Genomic DNA, 22366 nt, shown 5'->3' with positions numbered 1-22366 from the left:
GAAAGCTGGAAAGCGGTAACAAGATGGACGGCCCGTGGTGACCCACGGATTTGTCATAAATCTTGAGTAGTTTGCTCAACTCACGCTCTGGGGAGTACGTGTGAAATGAATACTGCACGTGAGTTGGCTTCGCACCCGACAGTCATGAACCATGAAGCGCTCCAGGTACTGGCGCAGTGGTTGAAACACAATGGACCAATCCGGGTCAGGAAGACCGATCCACGGCGGCTGCTGGCGGAGCGTTATCCCGCCGGCCTGATCAGCGAAGCGGAGCTCGATGCGCTGGCGGGTATCTGGCACGGTTGAAGGGCGCGGTTTGCAGCAGGACGAAAGGGCGATGCCGGGGAGGCATCGCCCTTTTTCATGGGCGTCCTGAGCCAATCCGGAACGGCGATTTCTGACGGGCCCTGTGGCGCATTCCGCGTCTGTTATTACGGAATTTCCGAGAAAAACGACGGAAAACATGAATTTTGTCATCAGCTTTTCACGAACTTTTGACATGGCATTCCGCCCGCGGCTAGGATTCGGCCCCTGCGCCTGCAGGCCGTTCGGCCAAAACACTAATAATAAAAGGCCCGCTGCGATCACTCGCACGCGGGCCTTTCATTTTCAGTCCGTGAGCGTCAACCCACGCAGGGGGCGTGGTTCTGGCGTTTGGCTGCAGTGCGTACCAAATCACGTAATAAGGAAAACAAGATGTTGAAAACCCGGATCAGTCTGCTCGCACTGGGGCTCATGGCCGCTACCCAAGCAATGGCCAACGATCAGGAAGCTTCCAAGGGCTTCGTCGAAGACAGCAGCGCTACCCTGTTGCTGCGCAATGCCTACATGAACCGTGACAAGAAGCACGGTAGCGCTGACCAAATGCAGTGGGGCCAAGGCTTCATCGGCAGGTTCTCCTCCGGCTTCACCAAGGGCACCGTCGGCGTTGGCGTCGATGCCTTCGGCCTGTACGCCGTGCGCCTGGACGGCGGTAGCGGTCGCAACGGCGGCGGCGGTATCGACTTCTTCAAACGTGGCGACAGCGGCAACGCCCAGCACGACATCGCCCGTGGCGGCGCAGCGGTCAAGTTCCGCGTGTCCAACACCGTGCTGAAGTACGGCGACCAGATGCCATCGCTGCCGGTCCTGCAATACGACGATGCCCGTCTGCTGCCAGAGAGCTACACCGGTACCTCGATCAACTCCAAGGAAATCGAAGGCCTGGAGCTGAACGCCGGTCGCTATACCCGCGAAGCGCGCAAGTCCACCGAGCAGCGTGACAGCGGCCTGAAGTCGATCAACGTGTTCGGCGGTAGCTACAAGTTCCTGCCGAACCTGACCGCCTCGCTGTACACCTCCGATGTCGAAGACGTGCTGAAGAAGCACTACCTGGGCCTGAACTACGTTCACGCCATCGCTAAGGACCAGTCGCTGACCCTGGACTTCAACGGCTACAAGTCTGACATCGACAAGAAGTACGTGCAGAAGGCCAGCCTGACCGGTGACGACAACACCATCTGGAGCCTGGCGGCCACCTACGCCTTCGGCCCTCACTCGGTGACCTTGGCGCACCAGCGCAGCACCGGCAGCACCGGCTACCAGTACGGCTGGTACCAGAATGACTATGGCGTGGGTGACGGTGGCTCGACCATCTACCTGGCCAACTCCTACTGGTCCGACTTCAACGCCGAAGACGAGCGTTCCTGGCAGATCGCCTACGGCTTCGACTTCAGCGCCGTCGGCGTACCGGGCCTGACCTACAACATCGCCTACGTGCGTGGTGACAACATCAACACCCACGGCTTTGGCGAAGGCACCGAGCGCGAGATCTTCAACCAGGTCAAATACGTAGTACAGGAAGGCCCTGCCAAGGACCTGAGCGTGAAACTGCGTGGTTCGTGGGTACGTACCTCGGACAGCCTGCGCGACTACGGCAAGTACATGGAAGACGGCAACGAAGTCCGTATCTTCGTCGAGTACCCGATCAGCATCTTCTGATTCTGGTTTTTGGGTAGGAAAGGGGCCGCTGATGCGGCCCCTTTTTTGTTTTGGACAGAGAGATTTACGTTGTCTGGAAGGGCCTGATCGCTGGCAAGCCAGCTCCCACAGGGTGGCGTGCACCGCTGGACCTGTGGGAGCTGCGTTTCGGCGCCCCGACTTGCCAGCGATTAGGCCAACAAGAGCTCATCCAGTCCTTCGGTGGATAGCTGCCCGTCACTGGATGCCGCTACCCCCGCCGCCCCCGATACTCACTCGGCGACACCCCGAACGCACTCTTGAACGCTCGGGAAAAGTGACTCAGGTCCTTGAATCCCCAGCTCAGCGCGATATGGGTGATCTTCACCTCGCTCTGCAGGATCGCCTGCGCGCAGCGGCTCAGCCGTCGTTCGAGGATGTAGCGGCCGACGCTGGTCTCATGCTGGGCGAATAGCCGGTGCAGATTGCGTACCGAGGTTCCCGCCGCCGTGGCGATGCGCTCCGGGCTGAGGCTTTCATCGGCCAGGTGCCGTTCGATCACGGCCTTGGCCTTGGTCATCAATGCCGGTGGCGGTGCAATGAGCGGTTCGTCCTGGCGCGGCGCCAGCACCGGACGCAGCAGGGCGAGGATGGCGTCCAGCACGGCCTCTGCCTCGCTGCTGGCCAGGTCGCGGTTGTCCATCAGTTGGTTCATCAGCATCGCGCTCATGCCACCGATTGCCGACCTGGCGTCGATGCGCTGGTTCAGGCGCAGGCGTGGTTCCCTGAAGCGCTGCAATACCTCGTCGCGCGGCAGAATCACCGAGACCTGGTCGCTCAGCCCGCGAAAGTAGAAGTCGCTGGGGCGCGCCACGTCCAGCAGCACCAGGTCGCCGCGGCCCAGGCGGGTTTCCTGGTCGCTGTGGCGGATCAGTGCCTCGCCGCTCAGTTGCATCACCAGGTAGAAGAAGTCCTTGTCGTCGCCGCGGATATCCCGCAGCGAGCGGTGCACGTGGGAGCAGTTGCTGGTGATGCGCGCACCTTCGATGTGACTGCGCTGGCTGTCCAGCGCAGTCACCGCGCCGCGGAAGCGGTTGATGGGGGCGGCGGGTGGTTCGACATGGAAGGTCCCGCAGCTGCTGGCAAGATCACCGTGCCAGACCTCGAAACCCTCGCGCCCCTGGAACAGATTGGCGTGCTGCAGATTCATGTTTCACCTCGGGCCGGCTGCAACCGGTGTTTTTCTTGTGGTGCGCCGTCCGGGCTGGCGCCGAAGCTTTTTCACATTTACTAACATGTTAATTGTTTTGGCAAGCCGGCTGCCGCGCGCCACGACCGCTGGCACTGCAAGCCAAGCGTCTGGCGCTGTGAGCAGTGGTGGCAACGCGGCGAAGGGCCTTTAATCGGGGCTCATCTTCCGTCACTGCGTAATCGGTCATGAATAACAACAACAGCCAGCATCTGCAGCAAACCTTGCGCTGGACCGACGCCTTCGCCCTGTCGATGGCGGTGTCCGGCTCCATTTTCGCGTCGTTCGGCTTCGCCCTCGGCGTTCTCGGCCCGCTGGGCGCCCTGGCGCTGTGGGTCGGCTCGGCAGCCATCGGCGCCTGCCAGAACTGGATCTTCCTCGAAGTCACGGCGATGTTCCCGGACAAACCCGGCGGCATAGCCATGATCGCCACCGAAGGCTGGCGCCGGCGCTGCACCCTGGTCGGCCCGCTGGCCTCTTTCGGCTACTGGCTGGGCTGGTCGGCGGTGCTGTCGATCGTCAGCGTCAGTGCCGGTGCGCTGATCCAGGCGCAGTGGTTCGCCAGCCAGACCTGGAGCTACAGCTTCGGCCCGCTCAGCGTCGGCCTGGCGCAACTGATCGGCGCCGGCCTGCTGCTGGTGTTCTGGCAATTCAACCGCCTCGGCGTACATATGGCGGCCTCTGTCTCCAGGTACATGGGCGCGCTGTTGCTGGTGCCGATCCTGGTGCTGGCGGTGTCGCCGGTGTTCGGCGACGGCTGGAGCTTCGAGCGTTTCCGCCACGCGCTGGACGAGCCGCTGGTGCTGGACTGGGGCTTCTGGCGCACTGCGCTGGTCTGGCTGTTCCTGGTCAGCTGGAGCGCCTATGGCACCGAGATGTGCGCGGCCTTCGGCCCCGAGTACCGCAGCCAGCGCGATATGCGCCTGGCCCTGCTGACTTCCGGCACTTATACCGTGCTGGTGTTCGCCGCCGTCGCTTTCGGCCTCGGCGGGCTGGTGGATCGGGAAACCGCCCTGGCCAACCCCAGCGGTTTCTACATCGATGCCTTCAATGCCGTGGTCGGCAGCGGCTTCAGCGACTTCTTCATCGTCGCCCTGCTGGTCGGCCTATTCATGGGCCTCAATGCGGCCCTGGCCGACGGCTCCCGCGCCCTCTACGGCATGGCCCTGGAAGGCCTGACCATCCGTCAGCTCGGTACCCTCAACAAGCACCAGGTGCCGGGGCGCTGCATGAGCGTGGCGGTGGTGCTCAACCTGGCGATGATCTTCCTGCTGTCGTCACCGCTGGCCATGCTGGTCACGGCCAATATCGGCTACCTGGTGGCGATCTTCTTTGCGCTTTCCGGCTTCATCCTGCTGCGCCGCGATTCTCCGGACCTGCCGCGGCCCGTGCGCCTGGGCCGTGGCTGGATCCCGCTGGCCTGGGTGCTCAGCCTGTTCACCGGCGTCGTGGTGGTGGTCGGCACGGCCTCTGCCGAGCTGGCCGGCTATGGCGGGCTCAAGGAAGTTGCCACCGGCATCGGTGTGCTGCTGCTCTCGCTGGTGCTCTACGCCATTCGCCGCCTGCAGGATCGCCAGGCCGGCCAGGGTGCGATGTCCCGATAACCTTTTGCTGCATGACAAGAACAAGGTGAACCCATGCTGTCCGTCGAAACTCCTACCACCTACTACACCGCAACCCGCAAGTACGACCTGAAGTTTCCCGATCTGGAGCAGGATCTGGACGCCGAAGTCGTAGTGATCGGCGGCGGCTTTTCCGGCATCAACACCGCCCTGGAACTGGCCGAGCGGGGTGTCACCGATATCGTCGTGCTGGAGGCGCGTTATCTGGGCTTCGGCGGCTCGGGGCGCAACGGCGGACACATCATGGCCGGCATCGGCCACGATCTGGAGAAGATCCGCAAGAGCGTCGGCGACGAGGGCTTGCAGGCGGTGTTCGAGATCAGCGACCTGGGTTCGAGCATTATCCAGTCACGCATTGCCAAGTACGGCATCGATGCCGACTTCCGCCACGGCTACGGCTACCTCGGCTTCAACAAGCGTCAGGGGAAGCTGTTGCAAGCCTGGGAAAAGGAGTTCAAGCAACTCAGCCCCCAACATGACATTGCCTACCTGGAAGGCAGCGAAGTGCGCAGCATCGTCGGCTCGGATGCCTACACCTGTGCCCTCAAGCACATGGGCAACGGCCACCTGCATTCGCTGAACATGCTGCTGGGCTCGGCCAAGGCGCTGGTGGGGCTGGGCGGACGGATCTACGAGAACACCCCGGTGCTTGAAGTCACCTACGGCGACAGCATCCATATCCGTACGGCCAAGGGCTCGGTTCGGGCAAGGAAGATCCTCTGGTCCTGCGGCGCCTTCCTCGATCGCCTGGAGCCGGAGCTGCACAAAAGCATGATCAACACCTATGCCTTCCAGTTGGTCACCGAGCCGCTGCCGGAGGCGCTGATCCAGCAGATCAGCCCGATCCGCGGGGCGTTCAGCGATATCCGGCCGGTCATCGAGTATTACCGGGTAACCAACGAGAACCGCCTGCTGTTCGGCTCGGCCACGCGGCTGCTGGAGTACATCCCCAACGACCTCAAGGAGTGGAACCGCCAGTTGATGCTCAAGGTGTTCCCCTACCTGGAACCGGTCCGCATCGACCTGGCCTGGGGCGGGCCGATGGAGTGCACGGCCAACCTGTTTCCGCAGATCGGCACCCTGCCCGGACGCCCCAACGCCTACTTCGTCCAAGGCTACTCGGGCTTTGGCGTGACTCCGAGCCATGTCATCAGCCAGGTGGTGGCAGACGGCATGACCAGCGGCTCGCGGCATTGGGACGTGATGAGCGCGATCCCGCGTACGCGCATTCCCGGCAAGGACAGCCTGCGCAACCTGATCTGCACCTTTGGCAAGGTGAGCCACCAGCTCGCCGGCTACCGCAACGGCCGTCGCTGACCCCCGACGTTTTCTTCCGACCGCTCCCACACGGGAGCCCCCCACTTCGACCGAGAGGATTCGAATATGCCTGCTGTCGCCTTGAGAAATGCCCTGCAAGCCCGTCTCGACCTGCTGCAACACCTGTGGGAACGCCGCGACGGCAATGCCATCGTCCGCGAGCTGTACACGGAGCACACCGAAATCACCGGCGCCGGCAGCGATGCGCTGTACCACGGCACCGCGCAACTGGAAGAACTGCTGGCTGCGCTGGTCAATGACTCGCGTGGTGCCTCGATCCGTATCGACCGTGTCACCGGGCTGGGCGAAAGCGCCGCCTACACCTGGGTGACCTGGCGCGTGCTGCCGCTGGAAGGCGAGGCGTTTTCGATGAAGAGCCTGTTCGTCTGGCGCCTGATCGAGGGCGAGTGGCGTGTGGTCGCCGACATGTACGCCGAAGGCGAAATTCCTGCCTGACTTTTCCTGGGGACTGACGATGCGCAAACAACAACTACAAGCATCCCTGCCGCTGCTGCTGGCGCTGTCGCCCATGGCGGGTGCGGTGACACTGTACGAGGACGTCGATACCGAACTGTCCGCCAAGGTGCAGGGCGCTGTCGGGGTTTTCCACAGCCGGGAAAGTTATGCACAAACCGGTGTGCGCGAGGCCGGCAGTGTCGATTGGCAGGAGGCCACGCTGCAATACGGGCTTGAGTTCAAGCGACGTGGGATCGCCGCGGGCGAGGTCTTCGGTGGGCTCGACTGGGTCAGCAGTGCCAGCTTCGGCGACGGCGATGCGGCGGGCTGGACGGTCGGTGACGAGCGCACCACCAAGATCGAGAACGCCTACCTCGGGTGGCGCGGCGAGTCGTTGGAGTTTTCCGGGGGCCGGCAGAACGTGGTGGTCGGGGATGGCTTCCTGATCTCTGGCGACGCGCTGAATATCGGCAAGGGGTTGCTCGATGGCGAGGTCAATCGCGGCGGCGCCTACTACCTCACCGGGCGCAAGGCCTTCGACCAGACGGCCATTGTGCGCTGGGGTGGGAAAGAGGGCTGGCGTGGTGACCTGATGTGGCTCAAGTCCGACAACCCGGCGCAGGCGAGTCCTGAATTGTCCGTGGCGACGCTGGAGCATCTGGCCGAGGCGGGTACGCTGGGCGTGACGGCGATCAAGGTCAGTGATACCGATCAGGAGCTGGCCGACATTCTCTATCCCGAGCGCAAGGGCATGAAGCTCTACAGCGTTCGGGGGCAGGGCAATGCCGGGGTCAGCGATCTGTTCCTGGCGGGTGAACATGCCTGGGAGCGCAAGTCTGGCGGGCAGGAAAGTGCGTGGTACCTGGAGACGGGCTGGACCTTCTCGCAGTTGCCGGGCAAGCCGGTGGTCAACTATCGCTACAGCCGGTTCTCGGAGGGCTATGACCCGTTGTTCTACGGTAATGGCCGGGCGTTGGGGACCTGGTTCCAGGGCGAGGTGGCCTCCAACTATGCCGGGCCGTTCAGCAGCAATACCCGAGTGCAGCATGTCGGGGTGAAGGCGGCGGTGAGTGACAGCGTCAACGTCGGGGCGCTGTTCTATGACTTCGACACGATTGATCGCAGCCTCGGTAACCGCGATGCGCGGGAGCTGGATGTGTACGCCGAATGGGCGGTTGATGAGCACTGGAGCGTGTTGCCGTTGGTGGGGTACTACAAGCCGTCGCGGAGCGCGGAGGCAGGTGGGAGCCAGTTGGGGACGGCGCGGGGGAATGTGTATGGGCAGGTGTTATTGGTTTTTGGGTTCTGAGTCCAGTACCACGTAACTGGTGGGCCTGCTGATCACCTATTCGGTGAATGGCGGTAAACCCCTGTGTGTGGGGTTTACCCGCGATTGCTATGGTGGACTCACTACCGCAATCGCGGGTGACCCGCTCCCACAGGGTTTGAGTCAGCTCGCGTTTTCGTCTTCGGCTCAAGGCGGTCCAGAGACGGATTCGTAGGCCATAAAAGTCAGGAAATATCTCACCTCCAATTGAGCCGTCTTGATGACTGATAGAAGGAAATGATGCACAAGACTTTTGCCTAGGGCTGATCGAATGATGTGCATGGTGTGTATTAAATTTCTTGCCTTCTGAAATTTGGTGTGTACGGTACACACTTGAGAGAGGCACTGAAGGCCATGCGTAGCAGGGAAGTCATGCATTACTGGAGGCTGATGGATGGGCGTTGGTAGGCATCAGAGGTAGCCATCATCACTTCAAGCATCCGGTGAAGCCGGGGCGGGTGGCGGTCCCGCATCCCAAGATCCAGCTCCCCGTCGGCACCCTGAGCAGCATTCTCAGGAGCGCCCGCCTCAAGTAACCAGGAGAACCCCATGAAATTTCCCATCGTCATCCACAGAGACCCTGATTCCGACTACGGCGTAACCATTCCCGATGTTCCCGGCTGCTTTAGCGGCGGTGAAACCGTCGAAGAAGCGATGGACAACGTTCAAGAGGCACTGTCCCTACATTTCGAAGCACTGGTTGCCGATGGTGATCCTCTGCCTCAAGGCAGCACCATCGACACCTGGTTGGCGGATCCTGACTACGTAGGCGGTGTATGGGCGGTGGTGGACTTCGATATCACCCCCTACCTTGGAAAATCCATCCGCTTTAATGCCACCCTGCCTGAGCACCTGCTGAATCGTATCGACGACTATGTGAGAAACCACCCTGAGCAGAGAAGCCGCTCGGGTTTTCTAGCCTCTGCTGCTTTAAGGGTACTTTCCGGTAGCTGATTTGTTGCCAGGTATGGGAGTGCTGCGGCGGGGCGATTACGCCGGGAGGATAAGCACTACGGAAGGAACCGAATGGCTCCTTCCGCACGCCTGACGCAAAGAACTTACTTCGAAGCGGCCAACTTGCAGCAACCCTTCAGGTCGCGCTGAGCTTGTTCTTCGGAGATCTGCTCCAGGTTAGCGCCGCCAACGAAGGCGCCCATCTTGATGTATTGGCGCAGGTAGTAGTTCTTGCCTGGCTCGGTGACCAGGGTCAGGGTGTTGTCGCTGAACTCGGACTCGGTACCGATCACGTGCTTGCCTGGCGCCAGGAAGCGGTGGAAGTACACGCCCTTGGCAGTTTCGCCGATGATCTGACCGTCGATGCTCACCGACTTCTTCAGTGCCTGGCCGACGAAGCTGTCACGGTAGATGTACAGGCCGGACTGATCTGCAGGTGGGGCAGTGAAGGTCTTGAGTTGAGCGTCTGCTTCGGAAGAACCCATTGGGACCGAGGCGCAACCGGTGAGGATGGCGAAGCCCAGGGCGGTGCTCAGCAGCTTGATGCTGTTACGCATTGAAAATCCTTTTTTGCGAGGGATGAAAAGCAGGAACGATGAATAGCGAGGTGGCATTGTGCCATGCCATCGATTGGATATTCTTTCTCTATTTCGGGTTTTTCGAGGGTGTGTGAGCGGCGTCAATTTCTGGTGTGGCTGGTGATCTGATAGCGCGTGCTTCGCCCGCCGCCCGCCAGCTTCTCCAGTACTCCCTTCTCCAGCAGATCGGCGAGATGGCGCGTAGCGGTCGCCTTGCTGACCTTGGCCACGGCCTGATACTGCGCTGCGCTGATCCCGTCCTCGAAGCCCTTCGGGCCGCCGTCCAGCAGGCGGTTGATCCCAGGTAGGGGCCATCTCTGCCTCTGAGCCGAATAGGAGGGCTAATCGGCTCACTTGGTGAGCCGAATAAACTGTCTATTCGGCTCACAGAGGGTGGCAAGTGCCGATGCGAGCAATGTGGGACGCCCAGCCTTTCAGGCTGCGCTGTCACGCGAACAACAGCTCCAAGGCACGACGCATACCCTGTGGGAGCGGGTTCACCCGCGATTGCGGTAGTGAGTTCACCATAGCAATCGCGGGTAAACCCGCTCCCACAGGGTATGCGTTGGCTGCCCTTGCCTGATCCCGGTATGAAATGTAGGCTCTCGCGGTCGCTGCGGTTTGGCGATCGGGTTTGGTCGCCCGGCTGACAAAAATGCAAAAGCTGTTCATTCACGGGTACGGGCGTTCTGCGCTTGTAGGTTCGTGCTATGGCGGCTGTGCGCGGGAGGCATTCGTGCCTGCTGGGTTTTGCCTTTTTGTCCCAGTCGACCAACCTGCGTACAGTCGTCACCAACCCTGTTTGGTCGCAGGCGGTGGCTGCTTAATTGACAAAAAAGGAGCTTCACCATGAACAAGATCGTTCCAGACCCACCCCACGCCATCTTCGGCAAAACCGCCATGGTCGCCTTCGGGCACTGCAAGGCCGGTCATACCCCGATGTTCACCGTCCGTGCGGAAATCGACACGGAAGATGCCCTGGTCCATGCATCCCTGTTGATGAAAGGGATCTACGACACCCTCCAGCAACTCACCGAATTCGCCGAAGACGTGCCCAAGAACGGGCTGCTCTTCTCGTCGCTGTACTCGGCGGAAATGGCCAAGGGCCTGGTGGATGCGGTGATCGACGGGATCGAAATGGGGCGGCTGAGGGTTAGCGCCTAGCCGCGCGATACGGGAAGGCTCACCCCTCGGTGGGCTTTTCTGAAGCTTCCCTGGCGGTCAGCTTTTCCAGGAAGCGCATCAGCAGGCTTTCTTCGGCACGCAGGCCCTTGCGGGGCGCGGCCATGCGCAGGTTCGCCAGTTCGCCTGCGTGGAAGGCCTCGATCACCGCCGGGTGGATATAGCACTTGCGGCACACGGCCGGGGTGTTGCGCAGTTCCGCCGCCACTTCCTTGATGATTGCCACCACGTGCTTCTTCGCAGCACTTTCCGGCTGCCACTCCAGCTCGCGCAACAGGGTCAGGGCCAGGGCGCTGCCGGCCCAGGTGCGATAATGCTTGGCGGTGAACTCGGCACCGGTCAACTCCTGCAAATAACGATTGATATCGCTCGACGTCACGCTATGGCGCTCGCCGTTGTCGTCCAGGTACTGGAACAGCTGCTGGCCGGGAAGCTCCAGGCAGCTCTTGATGATGCGCGCCAGGCGTCGGTCGTTGACGCTCACCTCATGCTCGATGCCGCTCTTGCCACGGAAATGGAAACGAATGGTACTGCCGCTCACCTCGACATGGCGGTTACGCAGGGTGGTCAGGCCGTAGGAACGATTCTGCTCGGCGTAGCGGGCGTTGCCGATGCGGATCAGGGTTTCGTCGAGCAGATGGATCACGGTCGCCATCACCTTCTCGCGGCTGTGCTCTGGGCGGGCCAGGTGGCGTTGCAGGGTAGCGCGCAGCTTGGGCAAGGCCTTGCCGAAGGCCAGCAGGCTGCCGTACTTGTCGGCATCGCGGATCTCGCGCCAGCGCGGGTGGTAGCGATACTGCTTGCGACCCCGGGCGTCGCGGCCGGTCGCCTGCAGATGGCCGTCGGGGTCGGGGCAGATCCAGACGTTGGTGTAGGCCGGCGGGATGGCCAGCGCGTTGATCCGGGCGATCTCCTCAGCCGCACGCACGCGCTCGCCGGCAGGGGTGAAGCAGGCGAACTTGCCACGGAGCATTCGGCGGGTAAGGCCGGGGGTGGTGTCATCGACGTAGTGAAGGCCGGCGGGGAGGAGGGGGGATTCGCTCACTTTGGGGGCTCGCTTGCAGGTCCGGGACAATCGCGGTGTCGGTATTCAGTTAGCCCGGTTGGAGGGGGATTAAGTTCCGGGATTTTCTGTCGTTGAGCCAGGTGACATCTCGTGACGATTTGGCGGGTATGGCAGACATGGCCTGACCTAGGCTGTTCGGCAGGTTTTCAATAATGGAGCCGCACCCCAGCAACTGCCCCGAGGCGTCACTTTGAGAAAGTTTGCTTTTGTAAGCGCTGCTGCCGAGCGTGAGTACAAGGACCTCCCCGAAGACATACAGGACGAGTTCGGCAAGGATCTGCGGCGCATTCAGTATGGGCAGGACCCCGAGCTGCCGATCAAGTCCTTGGCCTCATTAGGCGCAGGGGTAATTGAGCTAATCATCAATGGCAGCCCCGCACACAGGTGCGTGTACGTTGCGAAGTACGCTGAAATGGTGGTTGTGCTGCATTCGTTCGTGAAGACCACGAACCGGTCCGATCGTCATGCAATGCAGGTTGCTGAGTATCGGATGAAGGAGCTCAAGCAGGAGCTCAGAAACATGGGCTTCAAGGTTTAGCTGTTCTGGGCTTGGGCGATGATGATTCGAGGGGAGGACCCCGCGTCATCAGGGCCGTTGAAGCTGGTTCGGAATCCGAGCTTGTCGAGCATGTCCATCATGGCGTCCAGCGTGAATTTCTCGATCTTGCCATTGGCCAGTTCGGATACACGAGACTGGGTTACGTTTAGCCTGGTTGCGGCCTCACTCTGCTTGAGGCCCATTTTTTTGATGCAGTCTGTGATGAAGATCGACAGGTCCATCTTCAAGGCCATTTTGCTGGCCGTTTTTTCGTCGTGAGTGACGTGGAAAGGGCTTTCGTGGAATTGAAGTGCCATTGGGCGGCCACCTGAATTATCTAAAATTTAAGATAAAAGGTTATCCGCCAAGGAGCAGGTTGTCAAAGCGCTCTGACGTTTGGGCTTCTTCAGGCTCTAGCGTTGCTCAACGCCTGCACCCAGCACTGGTCTGAGCAGCGAGGGCATGGGAGGTTCTGGCCTGCTTGCAGCGTTGCCAATTCCCCGCAATGGAAGCAGGCATGCAAGCCGTCGTGCTTGGGCTGGCGATGCACGGCCTTCAAGCTCGGCGGCAGAACAGGCAAGCCGGGGCGGGTTTCGTCCTTGTCATAGAAATACAGGCTGACGCCGCCGTTGATCTCGACGATGCCCAGGCGCACCTGGCCCAGGTGTTCCACGCCGCCCTGGCGCAGTTCCATGAGGAATTCGTCGTGGGCGATATTGCCCTTGTTCAACGTCTCCAGTTCGAAGCGTCCATCCCGGATCAGGATGAAAGGCTCTCCCTCCAGCCAGCGTTGCAGGCGGTGATAGCGACTCAACAGGCGGGTAGTGAGTCGGTAGGCGATGCCCATGGCGACGAACACCATCAGCACCGGCAGGATCGGCACGTCGTGATAGAAGGTCACGTCGCCGGCTGCAGAGCCCAGGGTCAGGATCACCACCAGTTCGAATAAGGAAAGCTGCTTCACGCCACGGCGGCCGGCGACCTTGAGGAAGATGAACACCACTGTGTAGGCCAGCAGGGTGCGGACCATGACTTCGCCGAGGAAAGCCAGGGGGTGATCGTCGAGGAGCATGCGGGGCCAGTCGAAAGCGGTCATTTTTCTGGGCTGAGAGACTGTCGATACTGAGTTAGCCCTGGGCGTGGTCGATTAGTTCAAGTGGAAGAGCCTAAGGGATGGGCTGTCGAGGGGCAGACACTGGCTATTCAGATAGGTGCAGACACCTTGTTGCTGGGCAGGCTTGCCCAGGCAAGTAGGACTAATGCTTTTCCAGCTTCGAGTACCCGCTCGGTAAATTATGCTCATCGACAAAGTGCCGGGTTTGAAGCTCAAGAACCATGTTCATGACATGACTTACATTCTCTTCCAGTCCCCAGGTAGCCGCGAGCTTGTCATAAGGGTTGGTGGTGGCGGCTCTTTTGGAAACCTTGCGGCTGACGTCTTGTGAGAGGTTGCTCCAGCGGGAAACGAAGTCCTTCATTCTGGAAGCTTGTTCAGGTGTCAGGCAGGGGAAGCGGCGTAGTCGGTCAACCAGATACATAAGCCGGCGTTTCCGGACTGGGGGCAGACCGGGCGTGTTCAGCCTTTTTTCGACGGACTCGCACATGGCATCGTTTTCATACCAAAACGCATAGGCGAACTGGGAGGCTGCATCTTCTGGAAATTGCTCAAGAGAATTCTTTGTCGCAGCGACCACGACGTGATGAAATCTGTCCTCTTTAGGGGCGCTTTCCATCATCGGCACTGCTGGCTTGAGGGGCTGGACCGAGGCTCACCGGTGTCGGCAATGCATGCAGCAAAGCGCCTAGCCCGATCATCATTGGCGACGTGCAGGCCTCGTTGCTTTAGCAGTTCCAATTGCTGTTCTACGCTGAGGGCCGGCTTGTCGAAGGGCCTCATGTAGTTTTCTCCAAGCAAAAAAAACCGCACGATTTGAGCTTGCTGACTGGGTCAACCTAGGCTTGGCGGGTGTGTTGGGGTGCATTATAGGTAGGTGTAAGAGCCCGTCAACGTCGCGCTGATGTGAAATTGTAACGGGCAGGCGCGAGGGCAGGATGTTTGATCTGTCGATGAAGATGAGGCTGTGTTGGCCTTATCGCAGCGATGTGGTCGCTTCCAGGAAGTTTCCAAACCCCAGAAACAACAAAGCCCCTGCATTGCTGCAAGGGCTTCGTTCTGTATGGTGCGGCACCAGGAGTCGAAAAAATTACGTAACTAGTTGATTAAAAACCTCTTAATTATCGTATGTTTTTTCGACTATCCCTACCCGTATCCTTTAATCAGTAGAACCTTCCGCATGGTCAAGGCTGAAGCTATCTATTCTTAACCTTGGAAAATATACTGCGGAATCGGTCGTATAATTCGCCTGCTTCGACAGTGGGCGTAGCATCTAGCTGAGAGGCAAAAATTTTATAGTAGAGGTTGTAGGTTTTTCGGTCTTTTGCCTTATTCCAGGTCCATCCTATACCTTTGCCCCGACCGGTATCAAGTTCGGCGCCAGTAGCACTGCGCTCTAATATGAAGCGAAATATTTCATTGTTCAGTGATTTGACCAATGTGATTAATAAATCGGCAATACTGGCAGCGTCACTTGCCTTTATTTTTAGAGGCTTTTCAATAAATTGTTTGTGATTGGAAAGCCCAAGCTCGATGGCGTTTTTTGTGCCCAGTTTTCCAAAACGATGCACGCAGCAGTGGCGTATCTCACAGACTGAGTTGTAGCTGTTCAAGAGTTCAATTAAGGCTTTGTCTTTTAAATCAAAAGTTAGAAACTTTTTAAGACCATCTATTATTCCTTTTTTTCCGGAAAATACAGATTCTTCCAGAAGCGCTTCGGGAAGCATCTCTAGCTTTTGATGTTTTGCTGCGCCGTAAGATAGGACGGCTTTCTCACAAGCTCTTTGGCAGTAAGGGTCGATAAAACCACTCGGCGCAGAAGTGCTCGCATAAAGCTCTCAACTGCGGAGACATATCCTAGTACCAATAAAATTCCGAGTTCGGTTTCTATCACCTCATGCGCCGGGCGTGTCACCACATCCGATTAAGCCGCAAGGTGTTTTCAATAAACTGGTCTATAGGGGAGATGTCAGAGTCATCATGAGTATCATCAAAGAGCGAACCTGTCTGGATGGCGCCGATTAGTGGCCGAACGGCTACCAGGTTTGCAAAATCGTTTTCCGTAACTTTTATTGTCATGATTAGGATAGAAAGTCGTCAGCAAAGCCATTGAGAACATCTACAATTTTTGCCGTCCGGCGACGACCAAAGCCTCTTACTGTCAGCAAGTCCGCAGCGGGGTCTTGCTTAGCAAGGAAATCACGCAGCGTCTTAAGTAAAGGTAAGTGTTGAGCGATTTGGTCCCGTTGCCAAGTGGTTAGTCCAGGAACCTCAGCGATAGGCGTTTCGAGACAGAGCGAAAAGGTCGAGGCGTCGACTAGTTGCTGCCCACAAACATGGCAGAAACGTTGATTATCGGTTAAACGGCGGGTATGGCATGAGCTACATTTTGGTAGTGACAGCGTCAATCCGTCTAGGTCAACGTCACTAGCAACTTTCTTCAAACTTTTCCGTATGGGATGTTTAGTCGATTTTAGTCCAATGGCCTCAACCGTCTGATTAATTGTACCCCAGCGCCGCTACCTCCTAATGCTCGTACAGATAGTAAGTGGGCTGTATGGGGGATAAGTCTGTGATAGATTCTTGTAGGAGTTCCGTGTTTGACGGTTCCATTGTCAAAAATCAAACCTGCTTCTACGAGTAGGTTAAACATACGCTCGACAATGGCAGTCATTTCTGTTTCTGAAACGCCATACGTCAACTGCTTTAGTCTTTTTCTTCAAGAGTTGAATTGAATGATTTGATTTCTGCTACGATCCCATTTAAAACCTGCTCGCCAGCGATAACTAACGATTCTAGTTTAGGGACTTTTTTTCCAAGCGATCTAAATTCAGCGTTACGCGCATCTAGATGGTCTTGAATGATTTGATTTACTGCCTGCTGACTGGACCGAAATCCTCCCCGGCGGTACTCCTCCAGCATCGTCAGATAGGCGCGTGGCACTCCAAACGCGGCGAAGCGCAGCATCTCAATATGAGATGTATGAATATTTTGGAAGTCTGGGGCACGAGCTTTAGCGATATCATCCATTATCGCATTGTAGTTTGGGTCTTCTACACAAAGCCAAACTGGTATGGAGATAGAGTCTTGGCCTTCGTGAAATTTATGACTAACTTCAGTCGTCCCAGGATAAACGGAAGCTTTCGGGGCGAGGTCAATGGATTTTAATGATCTTACAATGTCTAGAAATTCAATCAAAAAATCTGGTGCCAACGTCAGGGCAGCGTCATCCATGAGAAGTACAGTATATTTTCTTCCCAAAAGTTTTCGAGCACTTGATATCAGGTGCTGCACTGTTTCGATTGTTAGGCTGTCAGCAACTTCTGAACTTTTCTGATCTAGTGGTAAGTTCCTTTCAATCCTGTTTACATAGCTTTTTATAGCATCTACAGGCGCTTCACTGGATAAGGTGGTATACGTTTTTTCTGGGGTATTCCATTCTTTCAAGCTATCGAATAGTGCTAAAACTATTCTCCCGAGTACCCATGAATGAAACTGGTGTAATGCATTGGAGTGACTAGATAGTAAAGGCTCTAGCCTGAAGTATCTATTGAAAGTAACGTATACCGCGAATGGGTTTTTGCTATTGTCTCGACAGCTAAGCCAAGCATAACGCATCATGTGCGTTTTTCCGCATCCGCGCGGGCCAACAATCGTGCGAAGCGCACGATTGGTTAGCTCTTTATGTACAGACTGGAAAAGGTCTCCTGTTTGAGAGGTTTCTTTCAACAGGTCTTCAATGGGAATATAGTCTGCCCGTTGCTGTAGTACACTTTCAAGATTATTAGTAGTCATCCGTAATACTTAATCCAGTTCCAAGTCTAGAAGTCGGGCTGCGGTGATAAAGCGGGCACCTACACCTTGGTTTATTTTGTCAAGATGAGCGCGGCCTGATTCACTTGTCAAAAAATCAAAAATCTCTTCAGACTTATCTTTTGGTCTGATGATGAAAAAACAGTCAGTCGTGAGGACTGCCCCTTTTTGTACAAGTGCAATCTTTCTACTAAGATTGCGTCCTACTCGGGCGACGAGTATGTCGCCTTGACTCGCGTAGGCACCACCCAATGCCTCCGCGTCAGATTTGGACACAATAAAGCTTTCAGGAATACTGGTTTGATAATCTTCCAAGTCGCTAATGTGGAAGATTGGTGTGCTGACGAGCTTTCTGGAGCTAGAACTGTGAGTTCCTCTTCCCACCGAAGCGACTAAGTCCCTTAATTTCACGGGTGAAGTTTTACAGGATTTTTTTACATGTCGCTTGATGTGGTGGCTATAGTCAATCCGGTTGATCGCTTCCTCGGATGGAATATATATTTCGGAGGATAGAGCGCCGTTGATCTCCAGCTTCCTGCTGCTTATGGTTGGTTTCTGTTCGCCATTTTTTGACAATACGACAATGTGAGTTTGAGCTTCTGTTTTTCTAAAAATATTTCGGGGTAGCTCAATGACTTGTTCAATTGAGTGATTTTCTATCAGGGCTTGCCGAAAACTATGAAATCTTTCGCCTGTAATTAGTCCGTCGGGAAGAATAAGGCCAAGCTTACCTCCGGACTTCAGTAAGCGTAGGTTTTGGGCGACAAATAACAGTCCGGCGGGAGCGCTCTTGGCTTCAGGCAGTACGTGGCTAAGGCCAACCTCTTCGAGAATGTTGCCAAAATGCTCTTTCCACACTGGTCGAATGTATGGAGGGTTGCACACCGCTGCACAAGCTTGTGACCATCCCAGCCCTATGCGATCTCCTAAGCTAAGATCAAGTGCATCACCAGTGAAATGAACAAAAGATGGTCCTCGAAGGGTCGGGAGCTTGCCACTGTTAGCATCTTCGTCAATATCAACCGTAAGGTAACGCTCCGCCGCCCACTGATTTGCGGCTTCAGTGACCAATGCTCCGTCACCTGCGCCCAGATCGATGACTGTCCCAGGCGTAGCAAGCTTCATTGAGCTGATCAGAAGCGAGGCGACTGTATCTCGTGTGTAGTAGCGTCCGAGATGGTCAGAGGTTTTTGATTCCATGGATACTGCTTCGTTGGGCGCTCGGAGAGCGACTTTACAGTGTTTAGCGCTGTCTGAGAACGCCTTCTTGACGTATTTTGATTCTTGATGCGACGGATGGTGGCGAATCGCCGTCATGGGCCGGTGTTGAGACTGCCATGTTTGGATAGATAATCTCCCCGCTCAGACAGCTATCGAGCGCTTGGATTGGCATGTGGCGACTTCACGGCTCTGCTCTATCACTTAGAATGTAAACTGTTTCGATTCATTCAGTTACCGTGCACTTTTATTTTAACAGTAGTTTGGCCTTGTGTTCGTTAGGTTTCACTTATTTTAGGTGCTAACGGAAGTCGGTTCTCCTGTGTTTATTGCCGAGGTCATATACCTCAAAGTTTCATCTCCCAATTTTTTCTAGCCGACGGGCTAACAAGCGTAGGGTCAGTAAATAGTAATATCGCGTCGCTTCACTATGCTTGGCCGTTTGGTGCTCAAGAAACCAAGTCACATGCTTTCTCTGCCAAGCCCAGGGCGTTTTTAGTAGCCAGCGATCTGCGATTTCTGTCTGGATGATTTTCGCCTGTCGCAAATGTCGTTGCCGGGTTGCGTGCGAGCCGGTCAGCACGCCAGCTAAGAACAGCTCCATGTCAAATTTCTTACTCATGACTGTCCTCCAATGTATGCGGCAATCACGTCAATCCGAGCGTGGCCCAGCTCATAGCTGACCTGCCTCCGGGCCTCACGATCAAGGTTCCTATCTACCCGGCAAAAGTGGCCGCCATTGATAGGCGCCCGCTGTTGTGTAATTTGCTCATAGCGCCCACATGCGTAAGCCGCTCGTAGCTCGTGGAAGCCTTTGAGATCGTGTGTATGCATGATGTCCCGCGAAGGACGAATGACTTGTTGCAGGAGACACAGGTAGGTTTCGTGTGGCGCAATCAAGTTACGGCTACCCGCAGGCGAAATCTGCCGTGCAAACTTAAGTGCATCTCGAACATGGCCGTCTACCGGAATCCAACGCGGCGCCGAGGCTCCAGCGCGACCGCCTTTGGTGCCATCCTGAATGTTAATCCTGCCTAGGTCGTTAGCCTCGCGGCTTAGCCGTGGCAGGTCAGCCAAGATGGCCTCACGCAAGCGCATGCCGGTGGCTCGCGCTAACATAACAATCGCAGCGGCTCGTAGCTGATGATGGCGGCAAAGCGCATCGGCGATCAGTTTAACCTGATCGAGGTCTTGACCCTGCGGCATCGACTGTCGAACCCCGGTGCGCTGCATACACAGCGCCTTGCTCGGACTTGGCAACTTCACGTACTGATCACCGCGAAGCGCCGCCATGGTCCTGTTAACACTGGATAGCCGATTTTGTGCGGTGCTGACAGCAAGGTCACCGCGCCTAACCACGTCGCGTAGATACGCCGCATAGTCCGCCAACACCTTCCGATCAATCTGCCGCGCATCATTGATACCCGGCCCCTGTTCTGAGCGGCACCATTTCACGAATGCCTGCCACCGATCACAGTGCGCCTTGACCGTGCCGTAATGACCGCCACCGAACATGTCTTTCAGCGCCTGAGGTCCTGCGTAACTCAATTGCCTGCCGTAGCCGAAATTACGACCATTGCGTCTACCCACCAATGCCATATCAGTCACCTCATCTCGTTCTCCGATCCTCGCCCCACGTCATCCCGCCAAGAATGCTGAGTGTTATCAGGGATCAAGGCCCCTGCGACCTGTGGGGAATGTCCTCTACGCGGGACTGGCGGCTCCTTACAACCGGGAGCAAAGGCATCTCATGATCTGGCCTCCTGAGCACCGTTACCGGTGGGCGGGTGGAGGCAGTGCTGGCTGACTAAACCAGCGCCTGAAGATCCTGAGCCGGGTGAACGCAGCAATGCGATGACCGGGGCATGCCTGACTGTCAGTCAGGTGCAGTCCATTCCTTGGTCTGCGGCACCATCATCTACAGCGCTGTTGCTGGTGACATCGGCGTTTGTCACGCCGATTGTCACGAGGGGGATTGCCGCAAAGCCATATGCGATCAGGGCTGCAGCAGTGGTAGAAGTGCCCGTCTCTTTCCAGAAGAAAGAGACGGGCACAGGTTGGCGCAGTATTCGGCCAAGCGGATAGGTTGCTGCAGGGCAGCGAGGTACGGTGTATCTGGCGCACGAGCGCTATATGTGTAAGAGCATCCATCACATGGGTAGTGACCGTACGAGCTGCCGGATGCGAATCGTACTTGGGCTGAACCACCGCGGGAGCGGCGTGACCTTTAAGGTTCGGGTCACCTGGGGTGCTGTCATCGACAGCGTTTGCAACTCCCGGTCTACGCCTGTGGACAATGTTCGTCAAGCAAAGCGATTTCAGGGATTTAGCGCCTGTGGATAAAACTATCCCCCAGTGGACATCAGTGGTTTTCCACAGACGTAAGCTGTGCCAGCAGTTTTTTTCTTAGGTATGGTCCTTTCAAACGGGGCGGCTTTGCAGCCCCGTTTGAAAGGACCCGCGCGGAGGAGCTTCATGCGGTGCTGTGGGTAACTTCACAGCTAGTTGAGATGGTGGTGCGGCGGGTTACTCGGTCCTCTTGGCACTGCGAAGGCGAGTGACGTTCTCGCCCGTCTGCTTGGCAAACTCATGCGGCGTCACATGGTCCTCGCGGTTCGCCTCCAGAAACCGGCTCCACCAGGTCATGATCATCCGGCGCTCCTCGAGGAACTCGGCCTTGTGGGTATAAGCGGCCCGCACGTTGTTGCGTTCCTTGTGGCTCATCTGTCGTTCTATAGCCGTCTCCGACCATAGGCCGGACTCGACCAACGCACTGCACGCCATGGCTCGGAACCCATGTCCGCAGATATCCACCTTGGTGTCGTAGCCCATCGTCCTGAGCGCAGCATTCACCGTGTTCTCGGACATCGGTTTCCACGGCTTGGCATCCCCCGCGAACACCAGCTCGAACTTGCCGGTGATCGCGTAGATCTGCTCAAGCAACGCCACTGCCTGCGGCGATAAGGGTACAACGTGAATGTCCCCGGCCATCTTCGTACCCCTTGTGGAGAAGGGCACTCCGTCCAGCGCCGGGCGGGTGTCGGGGATCTCCCAAATGCCGCGCTTGAGGTCGAACTCATTCCAACGGGCGAAGCGCAGTTCACTGGAGCGTACGAATACATGCAACGACAGCATCACTGTAAGGCGTGTGAGCGGGCGACCTCTGTAGTCCGCAATGCAAGCCAGTAGCTCCGGGAGTCGCGATAGGGGTAGTGCGGGTCGGTGAGTTACCCGTGGTGTCTTGATCGAGCCATCGAGGTCGTGAGCCGGATTCGCCGTGATCAGCCGCAGCCGTTTGGCCTCGCGCATGATGCTTTGCAGGTAGTTCTTGATCCTGAGTGCCACGTCGATGGTGCCGCGCTTCGTCACGGCTTCTAGTGGCTGCATGAGGTCGTGGGTGTCCAGCTCAACGATTGCTCTGGCACCGATCAAAGGGAACACGTGAGTCCTCAGCCGGCTGAGTACAGTCTTGGCGTAGCCGGGTGCCCACTTCGGCACCATGCTCGCATGCCAGTCGAGCGCAACGCTTTCGAAGGTGCGGCCGTTGATCACGGCTTGGGTCTTGGTTTGTTGCTTGTACTGGATGGGATCTATGCCGTTGGCGAGCTGCTGCTTGATCTCGAAGCGCTTGCGGCGTGCGTCGCCCAGCCCGACCACCGGGTAGCTGCCAAGGGCGGTCAGGCCTTCGCGGCCATCGGGTTTAACGTACCTGAGCCGCCAGCCCTTGCGGCCGCTGGGTTGCACAAGCAGGTAAAGACCGTCGCCGTCGAAGAGCTTGTACTCGCGCTCTCTGGGCTTTGCCGTGCGACAGGCGGTGTCTGTAAGCGGTGCAGTGGTGCGGGCCATAAGGGTAGTCTCCGATATCGAAACGGACCTCTATCCTTAAAACTACCCTTATTAGCGCTGGCTACCCTCGGAATCCGACGGAACGCCAAAACGAAAAAACCCGCCAGAAGGCGGGTTTTTCGGGGGTTCCAGAGATTTTGAAAGCTTT

General features: G+C 57.3%; 22 protein-coding genes and 1 pseudogene. 10 read left to right on the top strand and 13 right to left on the bottom strand.

Annotated features, from left to right (window positions below; all coding sequences use genetic code 11):
- The first annotated feature begins 105 nt into the window (after nt 1–105).
- Together CSV86_RS24105 and CSV86_RS24100 are read left to right on the top strand one after the other, a co-directional pair.
- Nucleotides 106–306 carry a hypothetical protein gene (locus CSV86_RS24105; protein WP_037059064.1) on the top strand — a complete coding sequence of 67 codons (201 nt, stop codon included), beginning with the start codon at nt 106–108 and terminating at the stop codon, nt 304–306.
- A gap of 390 nt (nt 307–696) precedes the next feature.
- On the top strand, nt 697–1980 hold the full coding sequence (locus CSV86_RS24100; RefSeq protein ID WP_009396030.1) for an OprD family porin: 1284 nt from the start codon (nt 697–699) through the stop codon (nt 1978–1980).
- Between the two features lie 229 nt (nt 1981–2209).
- Here CSV86_RS24100 and feaR read toward each other — a convergent pair whose 3' ends face one another.
- Nucleotides 2210–3148: a transcriptional regulator FeaR gene (gene feaR / locus CSV86_RS24095; RefSeq protein WP_009396032.1), complete on the bottom strand. Its 939-nt coding sequence runs from the start codon at nt 3146–3148 to the stop codon at nt 2210–2212.
- A gap of 227 nt (nt 3149–3375) precedes the next feature.
- Here feaR and CSV86_RS24090 point away from each other — a divergent pair, with 227 nt between their 5' ends.
- The 6 genes from CSV86_RS24090 (at nt 3376) to CSV86_RS24065 (ending at nt 8863) form a co-directional block, all read left to right on the top strand.
- Nucleotides 3376–4791: an APC family permease gene (locus tag CSV86_RS24090; protein WP_009396034.1), complete on the top strand. Its 1416-nt coding sequence runs from the start codon at nt 3376–3378 to the stop codon at nt 4789–4791.
- Nucleotides 4792–4824: 33 nt separating this feature from the next.
- On the top strand, nt 4825–6126 hold the full coding sequence (locus tag CSV86_RS24085) for an NAD(P)/FAD-dependent oxidoreductase (RefSeq protein WP_009396036.1): 1302 nt from the start codon (nt 4825–4827) through the stop codon (nt 6124–6126).
- Between the two features lie 66 nt (nt 6127–6192).
- Nucleotides 6193–6582 carry a nuclear transport factor 2 family protein gene (locus CSV86_RS24080; RefSeq protein ID WP_009396038.1) on the top strand — a complete coding sequence of 130 codons (390 nt, stop codon included), beginning with the start codon at nt 6193–6195 and terminating at the stop codon, nt 6580–6582.
- A gap of 19 nt (nt 6583–6601) precedes the next feature.
- Nucleotides 6602–7891, top strand: a complete 1290-nt coding sequence (locus CSV86_RS24075; protein WP_009396040.1) for a hypothetical protein — start codon at nt 6602–6604, stop codon at nt 7889–7891.
- A 419-nt stretch (nt 7892–8310) separates the two neighbouring features.
- The gene (locus tag CSV86_RS24070) at nt 8311–8445 is read left to right on the top strand and encodes a type II toxin-antitoxin system HicA family toxin (RefSeq protein ID WP_311985866.1); all 135 of its coding nucleotides are present in this window, start codon (nt 8311–8313) and stop codon (nt 8443–8445) included.
- Between the two features lie 13 nt (nt 8446–8458).
- Nucleotides 8459–8863 carry a type II toxin-antitoxin system HicB family antitoxin gene (locus CSV86_RS24065; RefSeq protein ID WP_009396044.1) on the top strand — a complete coding sequence of 135 codons (405 nt, stop codon included), beginning with the start codon at nt 8459–8461 and terminating at the stop codon, nt 8861–8863.
- 104 nt (nt 8864–8967) lie between these two features.
- Here CSV86_RS24065 and CSV86_RS24060 read toward each other — a convergent pair whose 3' ends face one another.
- Both CSV86_RS24060 and CSV86_RS24055 read right to left on the bottom strand, forming a co-directional pair.
- Complete coding sequence (locus CSV86_RS24060) at nt 8968–9420, bottom strand: DUF2846 domain-containing protein (protein ID WP_009396046.1); 453 nt, start codon at nt 9418–9420, stop codon at nt 8968–8970.
- 122 nt (nt 9421–9542) lie between these two features.
- Nucleotides 9543–9740 (bottom strand): annotated as a pseudogene (locus CSV86_RS24055) (DUF4172 domain-containing protein); the annotation flags it as partial.
- A 550-nt stretch (nt 9741–10290) separates the two neighbouring features.
- Here CSV86_RS24055 and CSV86_RS24050 point away from each other — a divergent pair.
- Nucleotides 10291–10605 (top strand): DUF3077 domain-containing protein, encoded by a 315-nt coding sequence (locus tag CSV86_RS24050; RefSeq protein WP_009396051.1) that lies wholly within the window; start codon nt 10291–10293, stop codon nt 10603–10605.
- A 19-nt stretch (nt 10606–10624) separates the two neighbouring features.
- Here the strand turns inward: CSV86_RS24050 and CSV86_RS24045 are convergent, their stop codons facing one another.
- Complete coding sequence (locus CSV86_RS24045) at nt 10625–11668, bottom strand: DNA topoisomerase IB (RefSeq protein ID WP_037059068.1); 1044 nt, start codon at nt 11666–11668, stop codon at nt 10625–10627.
- Nucleotides 11669–11879: 211 nt separating this feature from the next.
- On the opposite strand from CSV86_RS24045, the gene CSV86_RS24040 reads away from it, so the two are divergent.
- Nucleotides 11880–12227: a type II toxin-antitoxin system RelE/ParE family toxin gene (locus CSV86_RS24040; RefSeq protein WP_009396054.1), complete on the top strand. Its 348-nt coding sequence runs from the start codon at nt 11880–11882 to the stop codon at nt 12225–12227.
- Here the strand turns inward: CSV86_RS24040 and CSV86_RS24035 are convergent.
- The 9 genes from CSV86_RS24035 to CSV86_RS23995 form a co-directional block, all read right to left on the bottom strand.
- Nucleotides 12224–12544 (bottom strand): helix-turn-helix domain-containing protein, encoded by a 321-nt coding sequence (locus tag CSV86_RS24035; protein WP_009396055.1) that lies wholly within the window; start codon nt 12542–12544, stop codon nt 12224–12226. The two genes, CSV86_RS24040 and CSV86_RS24035, sit on opposite strands and share 4 nt — an antisense overlap.
- An 89-nt stretch (nt 12545–12633) precedes the next feature.
- Nucleotides 12634–13323, bottom strand: a complete 690-nt coding sequence (locus tag CSV86_RS24030; protein ID WP_009396056.1) for a DUF421 domain-containing protein — start codon at nt 13321–13323, stop codon at nt 12634–12636.
- A gap of 160 nt (nt 13324–13483) precedes the next feature.
- Nucleotides 13484–13963 carry a hypothetical protein gene (locus tag CSV86_RS24025; RefSeq protein ID WP_100228088.1) on the bottom strand — a complete coding sequence of 160 codons (480 nt, stop codon included), beginning with the start codon at nt 13961–13963 and terminating at the stop codon, nt 13484–13486.
- A gap of 574 nt (nt 13964–14537) precedes the next feature.
- Nucleotides 14538–15068, bottom strand: a complete 531-nt coding sequence (locus tag CSV86_RS24020) for a hypothetical protein (protein ID WP_170395019.1) — start codon at nt 15066–15068, stop codon at nt 14538–14540.
- 979 nt (nt 15069–16047) lie between these two features.
- Nucleotides 16048–17136 (bottom strand): ORC-CDC6 family AAA ATPase, encoded by a 1089-nt coding sequence (locus CSV86_RS24015; RefSeq protein WP_170395017.1) that lies wholly within the window; start codon nt 17134–17136, stop codon nt 16048–16050.
- 9 nt (nt 17137–17145) lie between these two features.
- Nucleotides 17146–18354, bottom strand: coding sequence for an N-6 DNA methylase (locus CSV86_RS24010; RefSeq protein ID WP_158487702.1), 1209 nt, complete (start codon nt 18352–18354; stop codon nt 17146–17148).
- A 373-nt stretch (nt 18355–18727) separates the two neighbouring features.
- A complete protein-coding gene (locus CSV86_RS24005) occupies nt 18728–18994 on the bottom strand; it encodes a hypothetical protein (protein WP_009396058.1) in 267 nt (88 codons plus the stop codon).
- Entirely contained in the window at nt 18991–19971 is a 981-nt protein-coding gene (locus tag CSV86_RS24000; RefSeq protein ID WP_037059072.1) for an integrase domain-containing protein, read from the bottom strand. The genes CSV86_RS24005 and CSV86_RS24000 overlap by 4 nt, the downstream gene beginning before the upstream one ends.
- A 927-nt stretch (nt 19972–20898) precedes the next feature.
- Nucleotides 20899–22218 (bottom strand): tyrosine-type recombinase/integrase, encoded by a 1320-nt coding sequence (locus CSV86_RS23995; RefSeq protein ID WP_009396060.1) that lies wholly within the window; start codon nt 22216–22218, stop codon nt 20899–20901.
- Between the last annotated feature and the right edge of the window lie 148 nt (nt 22219–22366).

The organism is Pseudomonas bharatica CSV86, assembly GCF_000319305.2.
Lineage (GTDB): Bacteria > Pseudomonadota > Gammaproteobacteria > Pseudomonadales > Pseudomonadaceae > Aquipseudomonas > Aquipseudomonas bharatica.
The sequence above is the reverse complement of the archived record's forward strand: the minus strand, read 5'-3'. Positions and strand labels throughout refer to the sequence as shown.